This window comes from Candidatus Pelagibacter sp. PS_41, from assembly GCF_059417725.1.
The window spans coordinates 705,441-721,174 of sequence record NZ_CM182062.1; the positions used below are offsets into that span (position 1 = coordinate 705,441).

Here is a 15,734-nt window from a genome sequence, read left to right on the forward strand (position 1 = left end):
TTACATAGAAGCGTCAAAGCCAAAATGCTTGATCGCTAATTTGCTGATGATTCCTTGTTTTCTAGCAGTGTTAATTGCTTTGTTGAAATCTTTAAGAAGTTTTGCATCTCTTGTACCGATTGCATCATCTCCACCTTGTCTAATTCCAACACCAACACCATTACCAAAAGCACCGCCTGAAAAAGTAGGCCCAACTAATACTACTGGTTTTCCTGATTTGTCCGCATAATCAGTGAATGCAACTGCTGCTGCTAATGCAACATCACATCTACCAGAAGTTAAGTCTAAATTTACTTCATCTTGAGTTTTGTAAGTTCTAACATTTACTTTGCCCACATCTCCAGATTCTAAAAAGTTTTGGTGAATAGTTCCAGTTTGTGTACAAACAGTTTTTCCAGCAAGTGCAGCAGTTAAAGTCTTAAGAGTTTTCTTAACAGCACTTCCACCTAAAGTTAAATTAATACCTTCTGGTGTATCCATGCTCTCTAAACTTGAACCTTTCATTACCGCAAGGGCTGCAACTTCATCTGCATAACCTTGTGAAAAAGTAATTGTTTTTTGTCTTTCAGCAGTAATTGACATTCCTGCCATGATCGCATCAAACTTTCTCATTAATAAAGCTGGAATCATTCCATCCCAATCTTGCTCAACAATTGTACATTCACGTTCCATAATTGCACAAAGTTCTTGAGCTAATTCAACCTCAAAACCAATAAGATTGCCTGATGCATCCTTAGAGTTCCAAGGAGGGTAAGCACCTTCTGTTCCAATTTTTATTGTATCAGAATAAGCATTTCCAATTAGCAATAAAGAAGCAAGAACAGTTAAAATTATTTTTTTAAATATATTCATTTTATCCTCCATAGATTTATATAGGATTTATTTCACAAATTTAATAATTTAAAAAGAAAATTTTAATGATTAATTGATGATGAGAAGTTCCAAGAACAGTCAAAACTTGGAATATAAACCCTATCCAAAGTTGTATTACCAAAATTCTTATTGAATACATCTAGCCATTTTTCAACCTGCTCTGGTTTTTTATCTTGGCTACCAACTTGTGCAGTTATCACTCCACTTGGTTTTAATATTCTAATTAAAGTATCCATATTTTTTGCTGCAAGATCTATGCAAAACTGATCATCATTTAGATCAACAAAAATTTTATCGTATTTATCATCTTCGACAGATTTTATACTTTCAAATGCATCACCCCAAACGCATTTAACTGAGTTTTTTTCTGTAGATTTATTACTAATGCTTCCAAGATGTTTATTGCATACTTCAACCACTTCTGGATCTAGTTCATACCAATCAATAAAATCAAAACCTTGAGAGATACATTCTCTAGCGACCCCACCATCACCGCCACCAATGATTGCAGCAGTACCTAAATTTTTGTTTAATTTTAAAGCAGCATTAACAAACGTTGAACTATATAAAACTTCATCATTAGTTGCGACTTGAATTTCGTTATCTATGAAAAGTGACTTACCAAATTGTTCTAAATCTAATATTTCAATGTGTTGACCAACTTTTGATTTAAAATCTTCCAAAACTTCATTCACTACATATGATTTTTGTAAGCCAGGCGAGCTATAAATATCATGATACAGAGACTTCGTGTCTCTATTAAATTCTTTTTTAACAATTCTTTTATGTTTAAATTCTTTCTTAACAATGTCTAGAGCGATTGAAGGACTAATTTTTCCACAGGTAAAAAAATCAAAACTAATAATTCCTTTTTCAGGAAAGGTATGAAAACTAATATGGCTTTCTGCTAATAAAGCTAAAATTGTAAAGCCCTGAGGTTCAAATTTATATCTGGAAATCTCAAGAATTGTAACATCGGCAGCTTTTGCAATTTTACGAATAACACTTTCGTAGACTGAGGGGTCATACTCTTGAGTGGTACCAATAATGTCTAAAGTTATATGCTCACCTACTTTAGTCATAAAAATTATTCCTCTTATAATTTTTGTTATTATTAAACTTAAAAGTTTTATATACGTGTAAGAACAATTTTCAATACTTAATCAATTACTATAGATTTAACTTCTTCTCACAAAGAATTATTGCTTCTTCTCTATTAAAATTAGTAGATATTTTTTTTTCTCAACACACGCATTGATTGTTCTATCAATATTTTACTCACTTAGTATCAGAACTGCACTCATAGCAACGACTATAATGGCAAATACCAGCAATTTTTTTATCATTAAAGTTAAAATTTTTTATTAATCATTTTAGCAAAAGTTTCAGCACCTAATGCCAGATTAGTGTTCCAATCATTGTTAGCATTTTCATCGGCATTATCTGATATATATTTAAAACATTTAAATTCTATATTTTCCAACATACAAACTTTAGCAATTGCATAAGCTTCCATATCAACAACATCAACTTCCATTTCAATTTTTTGATTAACGAAACTATCTCCTGTGCCACAAGAATAGCCACTGTCAGAAATTATTATTTCTTTAACTTTATCAAATGGTGTTTCGCCTAATTTAAAATCAAGACCTCTAACATCCATATCTCTTTGATAGAATTTTGTACATTCAACAATCCCTTTTAATTTAGTATTGATTGCACCAGCAGTTCCATAATTAACAATAATCTTAGGCTTATAAATTTGTATTAACTTAAGAGTATTGTATGCAGCATTAATTTTACCAACTCCTATGTGCTTAAAATAGTCTAAGCCAACAGTTTCTTCTTTTATCGCTGCAACGAATAATTTGTCCATAGATTTTTCTTATCAAAGATATAAATATATCAATATTATGAATTTAAAAGATTTTATTAGATCAATTCCTGATTATCCAAAAAAAGGAATTTTATTTAGAGATATTACAACTCTAATTAAAGATGAAAATGCTTTCAGAGAATGTATTGACCAGATAATAGAAAGATCAAAAAAATATAAAATTGATAAAATTGCTGCAATTGAGTCTAGAGGTTTTGTTTTTGCATCAGCAGTTTCTTATATTTTAAAAAAACCATTTATAATGCTTAGAAAAAAAAATAAATTACCAGCTGATGTTCATTCAATTGATTTCGAGCTTGAATATGGAACTGCTACAATTGAGGTTCACAAAGACTCAATAAACAAAGATGACTCTGTTCTGATAATAGATGATTTAATTGCAACGGGTGGTACTGCTGAAGCTGCTGCTAAACTTATAGAAATTTCAGGAGGTAATGTTGCAGCATTTATTTTTGCAATTAATCTTTATGATTTAGGGGGATCTAATAATTTAGCTATAAGAGGATACAAAATAGAAAACTTAATTGATTTTCCTGGTCACTAGTATTAAATTTGGGGTCTATACCAAGATTTTTTGCCAAGCATAGAATTAGCAAGTCCTAAAAATCTCATCATATAAATCTTTTTTTTAAATTTATTGAGAACTACAAAATAATAAAAAAATTTAATTATAGAAGTAGTCAGTGTAGGAATGCTCGTTAAAAAAGCTCTTAAATAACCAAAATGTTTTTTATTAAAATAAAATTTTGACCACATCCAATGCCAGTTTCGTGAAAATTCAATTTCCTTTTCATAAATAGGTGAATGAGATTTTCCTCCAAGGTGATTTATTTTTGCTTTTTTTGATATATATATTTTGTTGTTTTCTTTTTTTTTCCTTAAACACAAATCATCATTTTCTAAATAAAGAAAAAAATTCTCATCAAAAAAAAAATTATCTTGAAATTTATTTTTATTTATCAGCATTGCATATCCATCTACAGAGTCGACACTTAAAAACTCTACGTCATTATTTTGTAATTTCTTATTTTTAATCTTATAATTTGGATATTGAATATCATCAGATATTGGTGCTAAGATTGCATAATCATTATGCTTTGATGACAAAGTAATTAATTCATCAATAGTATTTTTATAAAATTTTACATCAGGATTAATCACAAAAGCGTAATCTGTTTTACATAATTTAATTCCAATATTATTTGCAGCACCCATACCCTTGTTTTCTTGAACAATAACTTTAATTTTTGAATTTTTTGTCTCAAGTTTTTCTTTAAGTTTTAGATCATTAGAATTTTCAATAATAATTATACTAGACTCTTTTGGTAAAGACTCGATGCATTCATGAATTACATGATCGCTTTTAAATGTAACAATAATAAATGTTAGGTTATTTAAACTTAAAGTCATTGTTGAAGTAAATTATTATATACTTACTATAACGTTTATTATAAATAAAATCATGCAGAATATTTTAGTAACTGGTGGACTTGGGTTTATAGGTAGTAATCTAATTGAGCTATTACTCCTTAAAAAATATAAAGTTATAAATCTAGATAAGGTTAGCTACTCATCAAATTTTTATAATACAAAAGAGTATCAAAAAAATAAGAATTACAAATTTATAAAATGTGATCTTAATAACAAAAATAAACTTAATAAAATTATTTTTAAACATAAACCCATTGGTATTTTTAATTTAGCAGCAGAAACTCATGTTGATAGATCAATAGATAGTCCTAAAAATTTTATTGACAGCAACATTATTGGTGTTTTTAATCTACTTGAAATATTTAGAAAATATTCGAAATTAAATAAAAAAAGTAAGTTAATTCATATTTCTACTGACGAAGTTTATGGTGATATATTAAAGGGGCGATCTCATGAAAACTTTCCTTATAAACCTAGTTCACCCTATGCCGCTAGCAAAGCAGCCTCAGATCATCTTGTAAGTTCATATGTAAGAACCTATAATATTCCCGCTGTAGTCACAAATTGTTCAAATAATTATGGGCCTAAGCAACACCCTGAAAAACTTATACCAAAATTAATTTATAATATTCTAAATAATAAAAGTTTGCCTATTTATGGAAATGGAAAAAATTCAAGAGAGTGGATATATGTGGAAGATCATTGTGAGGCATTAATAAAAGTTTTTCAAAAAGGTAAAATTGGTGAATTTTATAATATAGGTTCAATTAAAAATTTGAATAATCTTGAGATTTGTAAAGCCTTGATAAAAATTGCTAAACAAAATCATGTAATTGGTTCAAATGTTAAGATCAAATTTGTTAAGGATCGACCTGGTCACGACATAAGATATGCACTTGATAGTAAAAAAATATTAAAAACTTTGAGATGGAAGACAAAAGTTAATTTTAGCAAAGGTTTGAAGAAAACTTTTTTGTGGTACCTTCATAATAATATTTACTACAAATCTATATCTAAAAAGGATATTGTTAAAAGACTAGGTACAAAATGATTAAAAAAGGGATAATTTTAGCTGGAGGAATGGGAACAAGAATGAGTCCTCTTACAAAAGCTGTTAATAAACAACTTTTACCAATTTACGACAAGCCTCTTATCTTTTATCCACTCTCAATACTAATGTTGGCAAAAATTAAAGACATTTTAATTATTGTAAATAAAGGACAGTTAAATCAATATAAAAAACTAATTCCTAATGGCAACAATCTAGGAATTAAAATTACTTATGTAGAACAAGACAAACCCAGGGGATTACCTGATGCTTTTGTTTTAGGTGAAAAATTTATTGGTAAAGATAACGTTGCAATGATTTTAGGGGATAATTTTTTCTATGGCCAGAACCTAACTGCAAAATTACTAGAATGTGCAAAAATTAAAAATGGTGCTAAAGTTTTATTACATAGCGTTCAAACGCCCGAGTTATTTGGTGTTGCAAAAGTAGATAAAAACAACAAAATTATACAATTAAAAGAAAAGCCAAAAAAATTTATATCTAATAATGCTATAACAGGGCTATATTTTTTTGATAATAAAGTTGTACAATATTCAAAAGAACTAAAGCCTTCTAAAAGAGGTGAAGTTGAAATTATTGACCTTTTATTAAGATATAAAAAGAATAATAAATTATCAGCTGATTTTATTGGAAGAGGTGGTGCCTGGTTAGATACAGGTTCAATTGATGATTATTATAAAACAATTGCTTTTGTACAGGCAATTGAAAATAGACAAGGATTTAAAATTGCTTGCATTGAAGAAATTGCATTAAATAATAAATGGATAGGAAAAAAAGAAATTAATAAATCAATTAAATTTTATGGTAACTGCAATTATTCAAAATATCTTAAAAATTTAATTTAATGAAAAAAAAAATAGTTATCACGGGTGGTGAGGGAAGGTTTGCCCAAGTCTTAAAGAGAGATAATAAAAAATTAGATATACTTTATCCAAGTAAAAAAGAATTAAATATCTTAAATATTAATTCTATAAATAAATATTTAAAAAAAAATAAGCCAAAATATTTAATTCATGCAGCGGCTTTATCAAGACCAATGAATATTCATGACAGACAAATATCTAAAAGTATTGATTTAAACATAATAGGTACAGCCAATATAGTAAAAGTCTGCTCTGAACTAAAAATTAAACTTATTTATTTTTCAACTGGCTATGTTTATGAGGGAAAAATTGGCAATTATAAAGAAGTCGATCCTGTTTTACCTTTTAACAATTACGCATGGTCAAAACTTGGTGGTGAATGTGCGGTTACAATGTACAAGAATTCTTTGATATTAAGAATTACAATGTGTGAAAAACCCTTTTTACATAAATATGCTTTTAATGATATTAAGGCCAACTTTATTTTCCATGAAGAGGTTGTAAAAATAATACCTAAAATTTTAGATAAAATAGGAATAATAAATATTGGTGGCAAAATTCAATCGATTTATTCATTTGCTAAAAAAACTAATAAAAGTGTCAAAAAAAAATCTGGTAAAAAATTATTTCCAAAAAACGTTTCAATGAATGTTAGAAAATTAAATAAAATTATGAAATGGTAGCGGGAAGTGGGATCGAACCACTGACCTCAGGCTTATGAGTCCTGCGCTCTAACCAACTGAGCTACCCCGCCACTTAATTATTGGTGATTTATAATAGGTTTTTAATTTAGATCAATCAACTTTTGATCCGTGTATTTATTTTATGATTGTTAAAAGAGTTGAAAAAAGACCTAAAGATAAAATTACTGAACTATAAAAAATAATTTTTCTTTTATTTTCATTTTTCTTCTCAATTCTTACTCTGTTCAATAATTTATTGATATCAACTCTTCTCTTTTGGTTAATTTGTTCAACTGAAATAGCTTTTTTTTGATCATTTTTTTCACTGATATGTTTATTGTCGTGAAAATAGAACTTTTGCATAATTCATTAAAACATCAATTATTTAACCCAGCAACTAAAATTATAAAAATCTAGAACTTTTATCTTTAAGAGGAGTAATCTCTACCATGGCTGGGTATTTTTGTTTAGCAACCTCAATATATAGATCCATTTTAGAAAGCTCTTCATTAGTATGGTTTGAGGTTACATATCCAAAGGACAGGTTTTTTTTAAAATTAAAAGAATAATTACCTGAAGTTGTTCTGCCAATAATTTCATCTTTTAAATAAATTGGCTCTTCATGAAGTAATAAAGGATAACCCGGCTTACTATCTTTCAAGGACAACATAATAAATCTTCTGAATTGTTCTTGATCTTTTATTTTCAATAAACTTTCTTTACCAACAAAGCTGGTTTTTTTTTTATAGCTAATAGCAAAATTCAATCCTGCTTGATATTGATTTTCTTCTGGGGAAATATCATGCCCCCAATGTAAAAATCCACTCTCCATTCTCATGATATCCATTGCATGAGAACCACAATGTGATAAATTATGATTTTTTCCTTCTTCAATAATTAATTGATAAATTTCTTTAGCATCTTTATTTTCTATATAAAGTTCAAAACCTAATTCACCCACATAAGATAATCGTTGAGCCCAAACTTTTTTTGAATTAATTGTTATAAATTTTCCATAACCAAATTTAAATGTTTTATTACTAAAATCATCTTTTGAGATTTTTGTAATTAAGTTTCTACTTTTCGGTCCAAAAACTCCAAGACAAACTAGTTCATCTGTAATATCTTTTAATTCTAAAGTTGGTGATAAATGTTTTAAAATATGTGCCTTATCATGAGTTCTTGTTGCAGCTGAACTTATTATTCTAAAACAATCTTTATCAATACAAATAACAGTTAAATCAGTTTCAATACCTCCTGACTCATTTAACATTTGTGTGTAAGTTGCTCTTCCTATTTCGTTTTTAATATTTGCTGTACATATTCTTTGCAATTCACTATGTGCTTGCTCTCCTTTTATTTCATATTTTGAAAAAGGAGAGAGCTCAAACAGACCAACATTAGTAACTGTATTTTTAGTTTCAAATTCAACTGCAGGATACCAATTTTGATAGTCAAAACTATATTTGTATTCTGCTCTTTCTTTATTTCTTGCGTACCACATAGGTCTTTCGTACTCACCTGATACACCAAAGCACGCTCCCTCTTTTTTTAATTCCTCATGATACGGTATTAGTCTTTGATTTCTTGAAGTGTTATGCTGTTTGTAAGGCCAGTGCATCCCATATAAGTCACCAAGCGTTTCTGTTACTCTTTCCATAATAAATTTTTTAGATGAATGAAATTTTTGAAATCTTTTAATATCAAGTGAAAATAAGTCTTCATTCATATATCCATTAATCATCCATTCAGCTGTAACTCTACCCGCACCCCCTGAGCTTGCTATGCCTATGCTATTAAATCCACAACAAGTAAAAAGATTATTCACTTCTGGTGTTTCTCCTAAAAGGTATTGTGTATCAGGTGTAAAAGATTCAGGTCCTGAAAAAAATTTCCTAATACCAGCAGTTTCTAATATGGGTAACCTTTGAAATGATTTTTCTAGATAAGGTTCAAAGTGATCAAGGTCATCTGGAAACTCCCCAAATGAAAAGTCCTGTGGCACCACCCCTTTATCCTTAAAAGCAGGTTTTGCATTGGGTTCAAATATTCCAACTAACATTTTCCCAGCATCTTCTTTTAAATAAAGACAAGAATTATAGTCTCTTAAAACTGGTAAGTTTTTAGGCAATTTATCTAGTGGTTCTGTGATTATATAAAAGTGCTCATTTGGATATAATGGAATACTTACACCAATATCCTCTCCAATTTGTCTCGACCACATCCCAGTTGCAATTACAACGTATTCACAATCAATTTTGCCAAATTTAGTTTGAACACCAACAATTTTTTTGTCTTTAATTAATATTTTTTCAACCGGAGTTTTCTCAAATATTTGAGCCCCTTCCATCTTTGCAGCTTTAGCTAATACATTAGTAACTCCTATAGGGTCTGCCTGACCATCTTCAGGCATATACACTCCACCTAAAATGTCATCATCATTTATAACAGGATAGAGTTCTTTTATTCTTTGTTTATTAACGCTGTCAACATTGACATCAAATAATTGTGCAGCTGTTGCTTGTCTTAATAATTCTTGTAATCTTTCAGGTGTACTTGCAATTGTGATTGCTCCATTTTGCTTTAATCCAGTTGATAATCCAGTTTTTTTTTCTAATTCTTTATAAAGATTTAAGGAATATTTTCTAAGCCGTGTAATGGTAGCTGATGCCCCTAATTGACCCACAAGTCCTGCTGCATGCCAAGTAGTTCCTGAGGTTAACTGATCTCTTTCTAATAATATAGTGTCTTTCCAACCGTATTTTGCGAGATGGTAGGCGACCGAACAACCTGCAATCCCTCCTCCAATAACAACTACTTTTGATGATTTTGGTAATAAAGCAGACATTTATATTTAAACAATATTAAAATTTTTAAATACAAACAACTAAATGTTAATGTTCGGCTCTAAATTTAGAGTGACAAGATTTACAACTACTCCACATATATTTTCCAAGTGTTGCTTTCACATCTTCCGCTTCATCAATAGCAGTCGTTAACTCAATCATATTGCTTGAAGCTTTTGTCATTAATAAATTAAATTCATCTTTATTTTCCCAAATAGCTGGCAAAGCTTCTGTTTTAAATCCTACTTTTGAGTTTTCAGGAAAAAGATCTAATAATCTTGTATAATTATCACTCATTTCAATCATTAGTTTTTTTGCTTCATCTAAATTTCCATTAGAAGCAAGACCTTGGACTCTTTTGGCAGTTTTGTAATTTTTACTAAAAATAGTTTTTCTTTCTTTAATAATCTCTTCAACTGTTTGTTCAGAAAAAGCACTAAAACTATAAAATAAAATAAAGATAAAAAATAAAGTATTTTTAATTATTGTCATAATATGCTTAATTTAATCATGTCTTTATTAAATAATAAATCAAATTATGGATTACTCAGCAAATTATTCCATTGGCTAACTGCCGCAGGATTAGTAGTTCAAATACCACTAGGCTTTTATTTGGTAGATTTAGACTTTGATCAAACTAGAGTTGATATAGAAAATTATCATATATTATTTGGATTAATCATTTTTTATGCAACTCTGATAAGACTGATCTTTAAACTATTGTCACCTTCACCAAATTTTAATGATAATGCTTTTCCTGGTCAAAAAATTTTAGCAAATTTGAACCACTTTTTTTTATACTTAGCTTTATTAACAATAACCATATCAGGTATCTTAAAAAAACTATTTAATGGTGAAAGCTTAGTTATTTTTTTTAAAGAAATTAATTTAACTTATAATTATGAGTTTTCTGAGCAGTTTTATTCAATTCATATATTGGCAAACTACATTCTAATTGGATTAATAAGTCTTCATATTTTAGCGGTATTGTTTCATAAATTTTTTTTAAAAGAAAATATTTTAAAGAGAATTCTTTAAACTTTTGAAAATATTATACATTTGAGTTTATCGTTAAATGAAATATTTTTTTTATATTTAAGATCAACCTCCTTAATGCCATTGGAAATTTGAAATGAGCTAAACTTTAATAAAGTTGATATATAACGTTGTTTTATCATCTTTAAGTAAATGCTTTTTTTAATATTAACCTTAAAATTAAATTTGGTGAGCTTTTTTTTAATATCAAGTTGAAGTAGTTTTTTCCAAATAAGATTATCTCTTTTAAACGATTGCTTAAGTTTTTGCTTCATTAAAAAAAAAGTAGGTATTTCATTATTTTTTGTATCTAAAGTTAAAATCAAAATAATTCCTCCAACTTTTAAACTAGAGTATGAGTAAGTTAAGACTTTCTTAATATCCTTCAAATTAAAAAAATGAATAGTTTGTTTAATTAATATTAAATCAAATTTCTTTTTATTATCTTTAAGGTATTTAATTGCATTTGTTTTTTTAAAAGTAATTCTTTTGTCAAAATCTTTGTGATTTTCAATATCAAGTCCAATGGGCTTGTTTATTAATTTGAGTTTAGAGGACAATGAGCCCGTTATCTTACCCCGGCCACAACCAATATCTAGAATTTTTGAGTGTTTAGTCAGTTTCTTTTGTTTTAATAAAAAATTAATAAAGGATTGAATATATTTTGTAGAAGAAATCCAAGTTTTGTTGTCCCAATTTTTAATCCTTAGCATCATTCAATTTAAAACATTTTAACTTTTATTTAAATAACGTATTAGTTAGGCATGATTAAAAAGTTACATATATTTCTTGGCGCAACTGTTGCAGATGCAGCATCACGACCTTTGCATTGGGTCTATGATGAAAAAAAACTAAAATCTTATATTAATGGAAAAAAGAATATTGCCTTCTTTAGGCAAAATAGATCTCCATTCTATTCTATTAAAACTGGAGAAGTTTCTGGTTACAACGATGTAGGTCAAGTAATGTTTAAAACATTAACAAAAACTACTAATCACAAAGAAGTCATTAAACTTTTTAAGAAGAACATTGTCAAAAATTTTGGGCTAGGCTCAAGATATTGGAAAAATTTATCCTTAAGAAAAAAATATAAAAAGATTAAATGGAAAACAGCCATGAAAGGTCCATGGATCCATCAAAATATTTTAGAAACTATCAAAAATATTAAACTAAAAAAAACAATCACGGGTGGGACTAAAGTTAACGAGTCAGATGGTTATTGTGCAAGTCTACCCTTTTATTTTTCAAACAATTCTGACCAAAAAACAAAACAAATTATAAGAACAGTTGCTAATGGCAAAATCAGTGAGCGATTTGCTTTAGCAAAACTTAAGATTATTGATTTAGCTGATAAAGGAGACAGGGATCCAGTTAATAGTTTTTTAAGAAAAAATATAAAAAATAAATATTTTAAAAATGTTATTGAAAACATCAAAAAAGTTAAAAGAATTAAGTCAAAACCTCACAATTTTGTTGTAAAGAAATTTGGTAAAGCATGTAGTTATCCAGGCACTTTTAATGGTTCAATACATGCAATTATTACTTCTAAAAATTTTAAAACAGCGGTTATTAAAACAATTAAAGCCGGTGGATGTAATTGTTCTCGTGCTAATTTTGTTGGTGCTTACTTTGCAGCTCACAAAGGCTTAAAAGGTATTCCTCAAGATTGGATTAAAAAAACTAATCCTGCCAAATCTATACTAAAATTTATTGCTTAAATGCAAAACCCTTCAATTAAATATATTTTAAAGTTATCTATACCGATTTTTTTTGCAAACTTAGCTATTCCACTTGTTGGCATTATTGATACTGGTTTAATGGGTAATCTTGGTAACTTGTCATATTTATCAGCAACTTCAGTGGCTGCTAATTTATTTTCGATGATTTTTTGGAGCTTCGGTTTTTTAAGAATGGGAACTGTTGGTTTAGTTTCACAAGCTTATGGTAAAGGAGATTACTCAGAAATATTTAATATTGTTGTTCGAAATTTAGTTTTTGTTTTACTTATTTCATTGATCTTAATTTTATTACAAAGTCATATATTCAATCTAAGTGTAGGTATTTTTAATTTATCAGACACAACTAAGCAATTTTATCAGGATTACTTTCAAATAAGAATTTATTCAGCACCTGGTGAATTAACACTTTACATTATAACTGGTTTATTTGTTGGATTACAGAAGACTAATACCTCGAGTTTGGCCGTTGGTCTTTTTTCAATTCTAAATATAATTTTCAGTATTATTTTAGTTTCAGCATTTGATTTAAATATCAAAGGGGTTGCTTATGGGACTTTATTTTCAGCACTTTTAATATCTACAACTTTTCTAGGTTATACATTTTGGTATCTAAATAAAATGTCTAAAATTAATGTTAACATTAATAAATTAATAGATCTTAATAAACTTAAAAATATTTTTAACATTAATCTAAACATATTTATTAGAACTATATTGTTGACCTTTTCATTTTTTTGGTTCACTTATCTTGGCAGTCAAATTGGTGAAGACTATATTGCTGCAAATGCCATCTTGATTAACCTAGTCTTTTTGTCTGCTTTCATTCTTGATGCTTACGCGTTTTCAACTGAAGGTATGGTTGGATATTCTTTGGGTAAAAAAGATTTAAGCTTGTTTAAAAAGATTGTTAAAAACTCTTTTATTTTAAGTACACTTACTGGATTAATTATTTCAATAATTTATTTTTTTATTAACAATTACGTCATTACATTAATGTCTGATATTGAAAGTATTAGAAATCTAAGTTCATCTTATGCAATATGGCTTATATTTATGCCTTTAATTTCATCATTTTGTTATCAGTTTGATGGAATATTTATTGGTGCATCACAAACAAAAGAACTGCGAAATGCTATGGTTTTTTCTGTATTTTCTTATTTATTAATGTCTTTATATTTAACAAAGTTAATGGGCAATACGGGTGTCTGGATATCTTTAAGTTTATTCATGGTGTTAAGGGCCTTATCTTTGTTTTATTATCTAGACAAAATTTATTTAAGATTTCGTACTGGGAAATAAATTCAACTAGCTCTAATAAGATGCTATTATAGATTAATGTTATTTAGACAACTATTTGATAAAACCTCAAGCACATTTACGTATCTGATTGCTTCCGCAAAAGGAAGGGAAGCACTTATTATTGATCCTGTACTAGAAAATGTTGAACAATACATTAAACTTCTTAATGAACTAAATTTAAAGTTAGTAAAAGTAATCGATACCCACATCCATGCTGACCATATCTCAGGTATTGCAGAACTAAGAGATAAAACAAATTGTGTTACCGTAATGGGCGACAAAACTCCTGCTGATGTTGTTGCAATGCAGGTAGCTGATGAAGAAAAAATTCAAATAGATGGTTTGGAATTACAAGCTATTTACACACCTGGCCACACAATTGAAAGTTTTAGCTTCTTAATGGATGACAGAGTCTTTACTGGTGATACTTTATTAATTAGGGGCACAGGTAGAACTGATTTTCAAAATGGTAATCCAAGAGATTCTTACAATTCAATTTTCAATAAGCTTTTAAAACTTCCAGACGAAACATTGGTTTATCCAGCTCATGATTATAAAGGAGAAATGGTCAGCACTATAATTGAAGAAAAAAAGTTCAATCCAAGACTGCAAGTAAGTTCTGCTGATCAATATATTGAAATTATGAATAATTTAAATTTACCTAATCCTAGTATGATGGATGTGGCAGTTCCCAGTAATTTAGAATTAGGAATAAATTTTAATAAACAAAAAGTAAACAATGGTATTGAACCTGAAAAATTTAATGAAATAAAAAAAGATGAACAGTCTGTTCTAATTGATCTTAGAGAACAAAATGAAATTGATAAAGAGGGTATGATTAAAAATAGTTTAGTAGTGCGCTTTCCAGAAATAAATGAATATCTTCATAAAAATAAAGATATGCTCAAGAATAAAAGAATTTTATTTTATTGTGCTCATGGCCACAGATCTACACTAGCTGTTCAGCTATCTAAATCTTATCAATTTACTAATTGCTTTCATTTAATAGGTGGGCTTAAAAATTGGAAAAAAGAGGGTTTGGAATTATAAAATTATTATTAATAACTCAACTTCAAATTTAATCTTTTAAATTTATTTCGAAAACTAAAAAATAATTTATTATGATTACCAGTATCTTTTTTTATCGTTTGTTGCCACAAATGAACCATTTCATGAGATAAAGTATTTAGAAATTCCATTTTATTTTTATACTTTGGCATCATCTCAAGTACAAAAAAATTTGTCCCTTTTCTGTATGAAATATATTCAACACATTGACCTGAGCCTCTTACTATTCTTTTAATCTTTACGTCATTAAAGGGGTTTAATTCATTTTTGAACAATGATTTATTGAAAATTTTAAAGTAATTTCTAATATCTTTAAAATTTGTAATATATTTTTTTTGACAGTCAGCTGTATCTCTTAGAATTCTTTTCTTTGTTCTAATGATGTAATTATCCTTAGTTGTTTTTTTCTTCATATTTTTTAATGTAAATTAACCTTAAACAAAGGCTATTGTTCGCATATCTATTCCTAAAATAGGAATTTACAAGATAATAAAATGATTAAAAATTGAGTATTTTTTGTAAGCTATTATGAGTTGCTTGCAGATTTTATAGCTAAGTAGATCTTTTCCTTGCTTGTCTGTCCGATGCTACGGTAGATTTCTTTGTTGTTTTGATAGATCGCAATTGTAGTCCAATAATCAATACCAAGTTGTTTAGCTATAGCTTTATCTTTTTCTTGCTCAAAACTTAAAAAAATAATGTTCTTAAATTCTTTTTCAGCTTCATCTAATATTTTTATTTGAGCTTTACAAGTAGTACAAAATTCATTCCAAGAATTAACAACTACAATCTTGCCCTCCAATTGTGCTTTTTGAAAAATATCATTGTTAAATGTTGTGCTGTTATCAACCGCAAAACTTTTTAATGATATTAAGGTAAAAATTATTATTAATACTTTTTTCATATTTGTAATATATATCTTGCAAAATTG

General features: G+C 28.1%; 18 protein-coding genes and 1 tRNA gene. 8 read left to right on the forward strand and 11 right to left on the reverse strand.

Annotated elements, in window-relative coordinates:
* The 3 genes from AC5SL8_RS03945 to AC5SL8_RS03955 form a co-directional block, all read right to left on the reverse strand.
* Complete coding sequence (locus tag AC5SL8_RS03945) at positions 1-852, reverse strand: transporter substrate-binding domain-containing protein (protein WP_494579121.1); 852 nt, start codon at positions 850-852, stop codon at positions 1-3.
* Between the two features lie 62 nt (positions 853-914).
* On the reverse strand, positions 915-1,955 hold the full coding sequence (gene speD, locus AC5SL8_RS03950; protein WP_494579122.1) for an adenosylmethionine decarboxylase: 1,041 nt from the start codon (positions 1,953-1,955) through the stop codon (positions 915-917).
* A 269-nt stretch (positions 1,956-2,224) separates the two neighbouring features.
* A complete protein-coding gene (locus AC5SL8_RS03955) occupies positions 2,225-2,749 on the reverse strand; it encodes a 5'-methylthioadenosine/S-adenosylhomocysteine nucleosidase family protein (RefSeq protein ID WP_494579123.1) in 525 nt (174 codons plus the stop codon).
* Between the two features lie 37 nt (positions 2,750-2,786).
* Here AC5SL8_RS03955 and AC5SL8_RS03960 point away from each other — a divergent pair, with 37 nt between their 5' ends.
* Complete coding sequence (locus AC5SL8_RS03960) at positions 2,787-3,314, forward strand: adenine phosphoribosyltransferase (RefSeq protein ID WP_494579125.1); 528 nt, start codon at positions 2,787-2,789, stop codon at positions 3,312-3,314.
* Between the two features lie 2 nt (positions 3,315-3,316).
* Here the strand turns inward: AC5SL8_RS03960 and AC5SL8_RS03965 are convergent, their stop codons facing one another.
* The gene (locus AC5SL8_RS03965; RefSeq protein WP_494579126.1) at positions 3,317-4,180 is read right to left on the reverse strand and encodes a glycosyltransferase; all 864 of its coding nucleotides are present in this window, start codon (positions 4,178-4,180) and stop codon (positions 3,317-3,319) included.
* Between the two features lie 52 nt (positions 4,181-4,232).
* Between AC5SL8_RS03965 and rfbB the strand changes: the two genes are divergently transcribed.
* From rfbB to AC5SL8_RS03980, 3 genes are read left to right on the forward strand one after another with little or no spacing between them, the layout of a single operon-like run.
* The gene (rfbB, locus tag AC5SL8_RS03970) at positions 4,233-5,252 is read left to right on the forward strand and encodes a dTDP-glucose 4,6-dehydratase (RefSeq protein WP_494579127.1); all 1,020 of its coding nucleotides are present in this window, start codon (positions 4,233-4,235) and stop codon (positions 5,250-5,252) included.
* On the forward strand, positions 5,249-6,115 hold the full coding sequence (locus AC5SL8_RS03975) for a sugar nucleotidyltransferase (protein ID WP_494579128.1): 867 nt from the start codon (positions 5,249-5,251) through the stop codon (positions 6,113-6,115). The genes rfbB and AC5SL8_RS03975 overlap by 4 nt, the downstream gene beginning before the upstream one ends.
* Entirely contained in the window at positions 6,115-6,816 is a 702-nt protein-coding gene (locus tag AC5SL8_RS03980; RefSeq protein ID WP_494579129.1) for a sugar nucleotide-binding protein, read from the forward strand. The genes AC5SL8_RS03975 and AC5SL8_RS03980 overlap by 1 nt, the downstream gene beginning before the upstream one ends.
* Here the strand turns inward: AC5SL8_RS03980 and AC5SL8_RS03985 are convergent.
* The 4 genes from AC5SL8_RS03985 to AC5SL8_RS04000 all read right to left on the reverse strand — a co-directional run bounded on the left by AC5SL8_RS03985 (position 6,811) and on the right by AC5SL8_RS04000 (position 10,154).
* Positions 6,811-6,887, reverse strand: a tRNA-Met gene (locus AC5SL8_RS03985). The two genes, AC5SL8_RS03980 and AC5SL8_RS03985, sit on opposite strands and share 6 nt — an antisense overlap.
* Before the next feature lie 64 nt (positions 6,888-6,951).
* Positions 6,952-7,179: a hypothetical protein gene (locus tag AC5SL8_RS03990; RefSeq protein WP_494579130.1), complete on the reverse strand. Its 228-nt coding sequence runs from the start codon at positions 7,177-7,179 to the stop codon at positions 6,952-6,954.
* Between the two features lie 40 nt (positions 7,180-7,219).
* Entirely contained in the window at positions 7,220-9,664 is a 2,445-nt protein-coding gene (locus AC5SL8_RS03995) for a GcvT family protein (protein WP_494579131.1), read from the reverse strand.
* A gap of 46 nt (positions 9,665-9,710) precedes the next feature.
* Positions 9,711-10,154 (reverse strand): cytochrome c, encoded by a 444-nt coding sequence (locus AC5SL8_RS04000; protein ID WP_494579133.1) that lies wholly within the window; start codon positions 10,152-10,154, stop codon positions 9,711-9,713.
* Between the two features lie 3 nt (positions 10,155-10,157).
* On the opposite strand from AC5SL8_RS04000, the gene AC5SL8_RS04005 reads away from it, so the two are divergent.
* Positions 10,158-10,700, forward strand: coding sequence for a cytochrome b (locus tag AC5SL8_RS04005; protein ID WP_494579134.1), 543 nt, complete (start codon positions 10,158-10,160; stop codon positions 10,698-10,700).
* On the opposite strand, the gene AC5SL8_RS04010 is transcribed toward AC5SL8_RS04005, so the two are convergent.
* A complete protein-coding gene (locus AC5SL8_RS04010; RefSeq protein WP_494579136.1) occupies positions 10,697-11,413 on the reverse strand; it encodes a class I SAM-dependent methyltransferase in 717 nt (238 codons plus the stop codon). The genes AC5SL8_RS04005 and AC5SL8_RS04010 overlap by 4 nt on opposite strands.
* 48 nt (positions 11,414-11,461) lie before the next feature.
* On the opposite strand from AC5SL8_RS04010, the gene AC5SL8_RS04015 reads away from it, so the two are divergent.
* From AC5SL8_RS04015 to AC5SL8_RS04025, 3 genes are read left to right on the forward strand one after another with little or no spacing between them, the layout of a single operon-like run.
* Positions 11,462-12,415 carry an ADP-ribosylglycohydrolase family protein gene (locus AC5SL8_RS04015; RefSeq protein ID WP_494579137.1) on the forward strand — a complete coding sequence of 318 codons (954 nt, stop codon included), beginning with the start codon at positions 11,462-11,464 and terminating at the stop codon, positions 12,413-12,415.
* On the forward strand, positions 12,416-13,735 hold the full coding sequence (locus tag AC5SL8_RS04020; protein WP_494579139.1) for an MATE family efflux transporter: 1,320 nt from the start codon (positions 12,416-12,418) through the stop codon (positions 13,733-13,735).
* 36 nt (positions 13,736-13,771) lie between these two features.
* The gene (locus AC5SL8_RS04025; RefSeq protein ID WP_494579141.1) at positions 13,772-14,785 is read left to right on the forward strand and encodes an MBL fold metallo-hydrolase; all 1,014 of its coding nucleotides are present in this window, start codon (positions 13,772-13,774) and stop codon (positions 14,783-14,785) included.
* An 8-nt stretch (positions 14,786-14,793) separates the two neighbouring features.
* Here AC5SL8_RS04025 and AC5SL8_RS04030 read toward each other — a convergent pair whose 3' ends face one another.
* Together AC5SL8_RS04030 and AC5SL8_RS04035 are read right to left on the reverse strand one after the other, a co-directional pair.
* Positions 14,794-15,216: a SprT-like family protein gene (locus AC5SL8_RS04030; RefSeq protein WP_494579142.1), complete on the reverse strand. Its 423-nt coding sequence runs from the start codon at positions 15,214-15,216 to the stop codon at positions 14,794-14,796.
* Positions 15,217-15,329: 113 nt separating this feature from the next.
* Positions 15,330-15,707, reverse strand: a complete 378-nt coding sequence (locus AC5SL8_RS04035) for a TlpA family protein disulfide reductase (RefSeq protein ID WP_494579144.1) — start codon at positions 15,705-15,707, stop codon at positions 15,330-15,332.
* Positions 15,708-15,734: the final 27 nt, after the last annotated feature.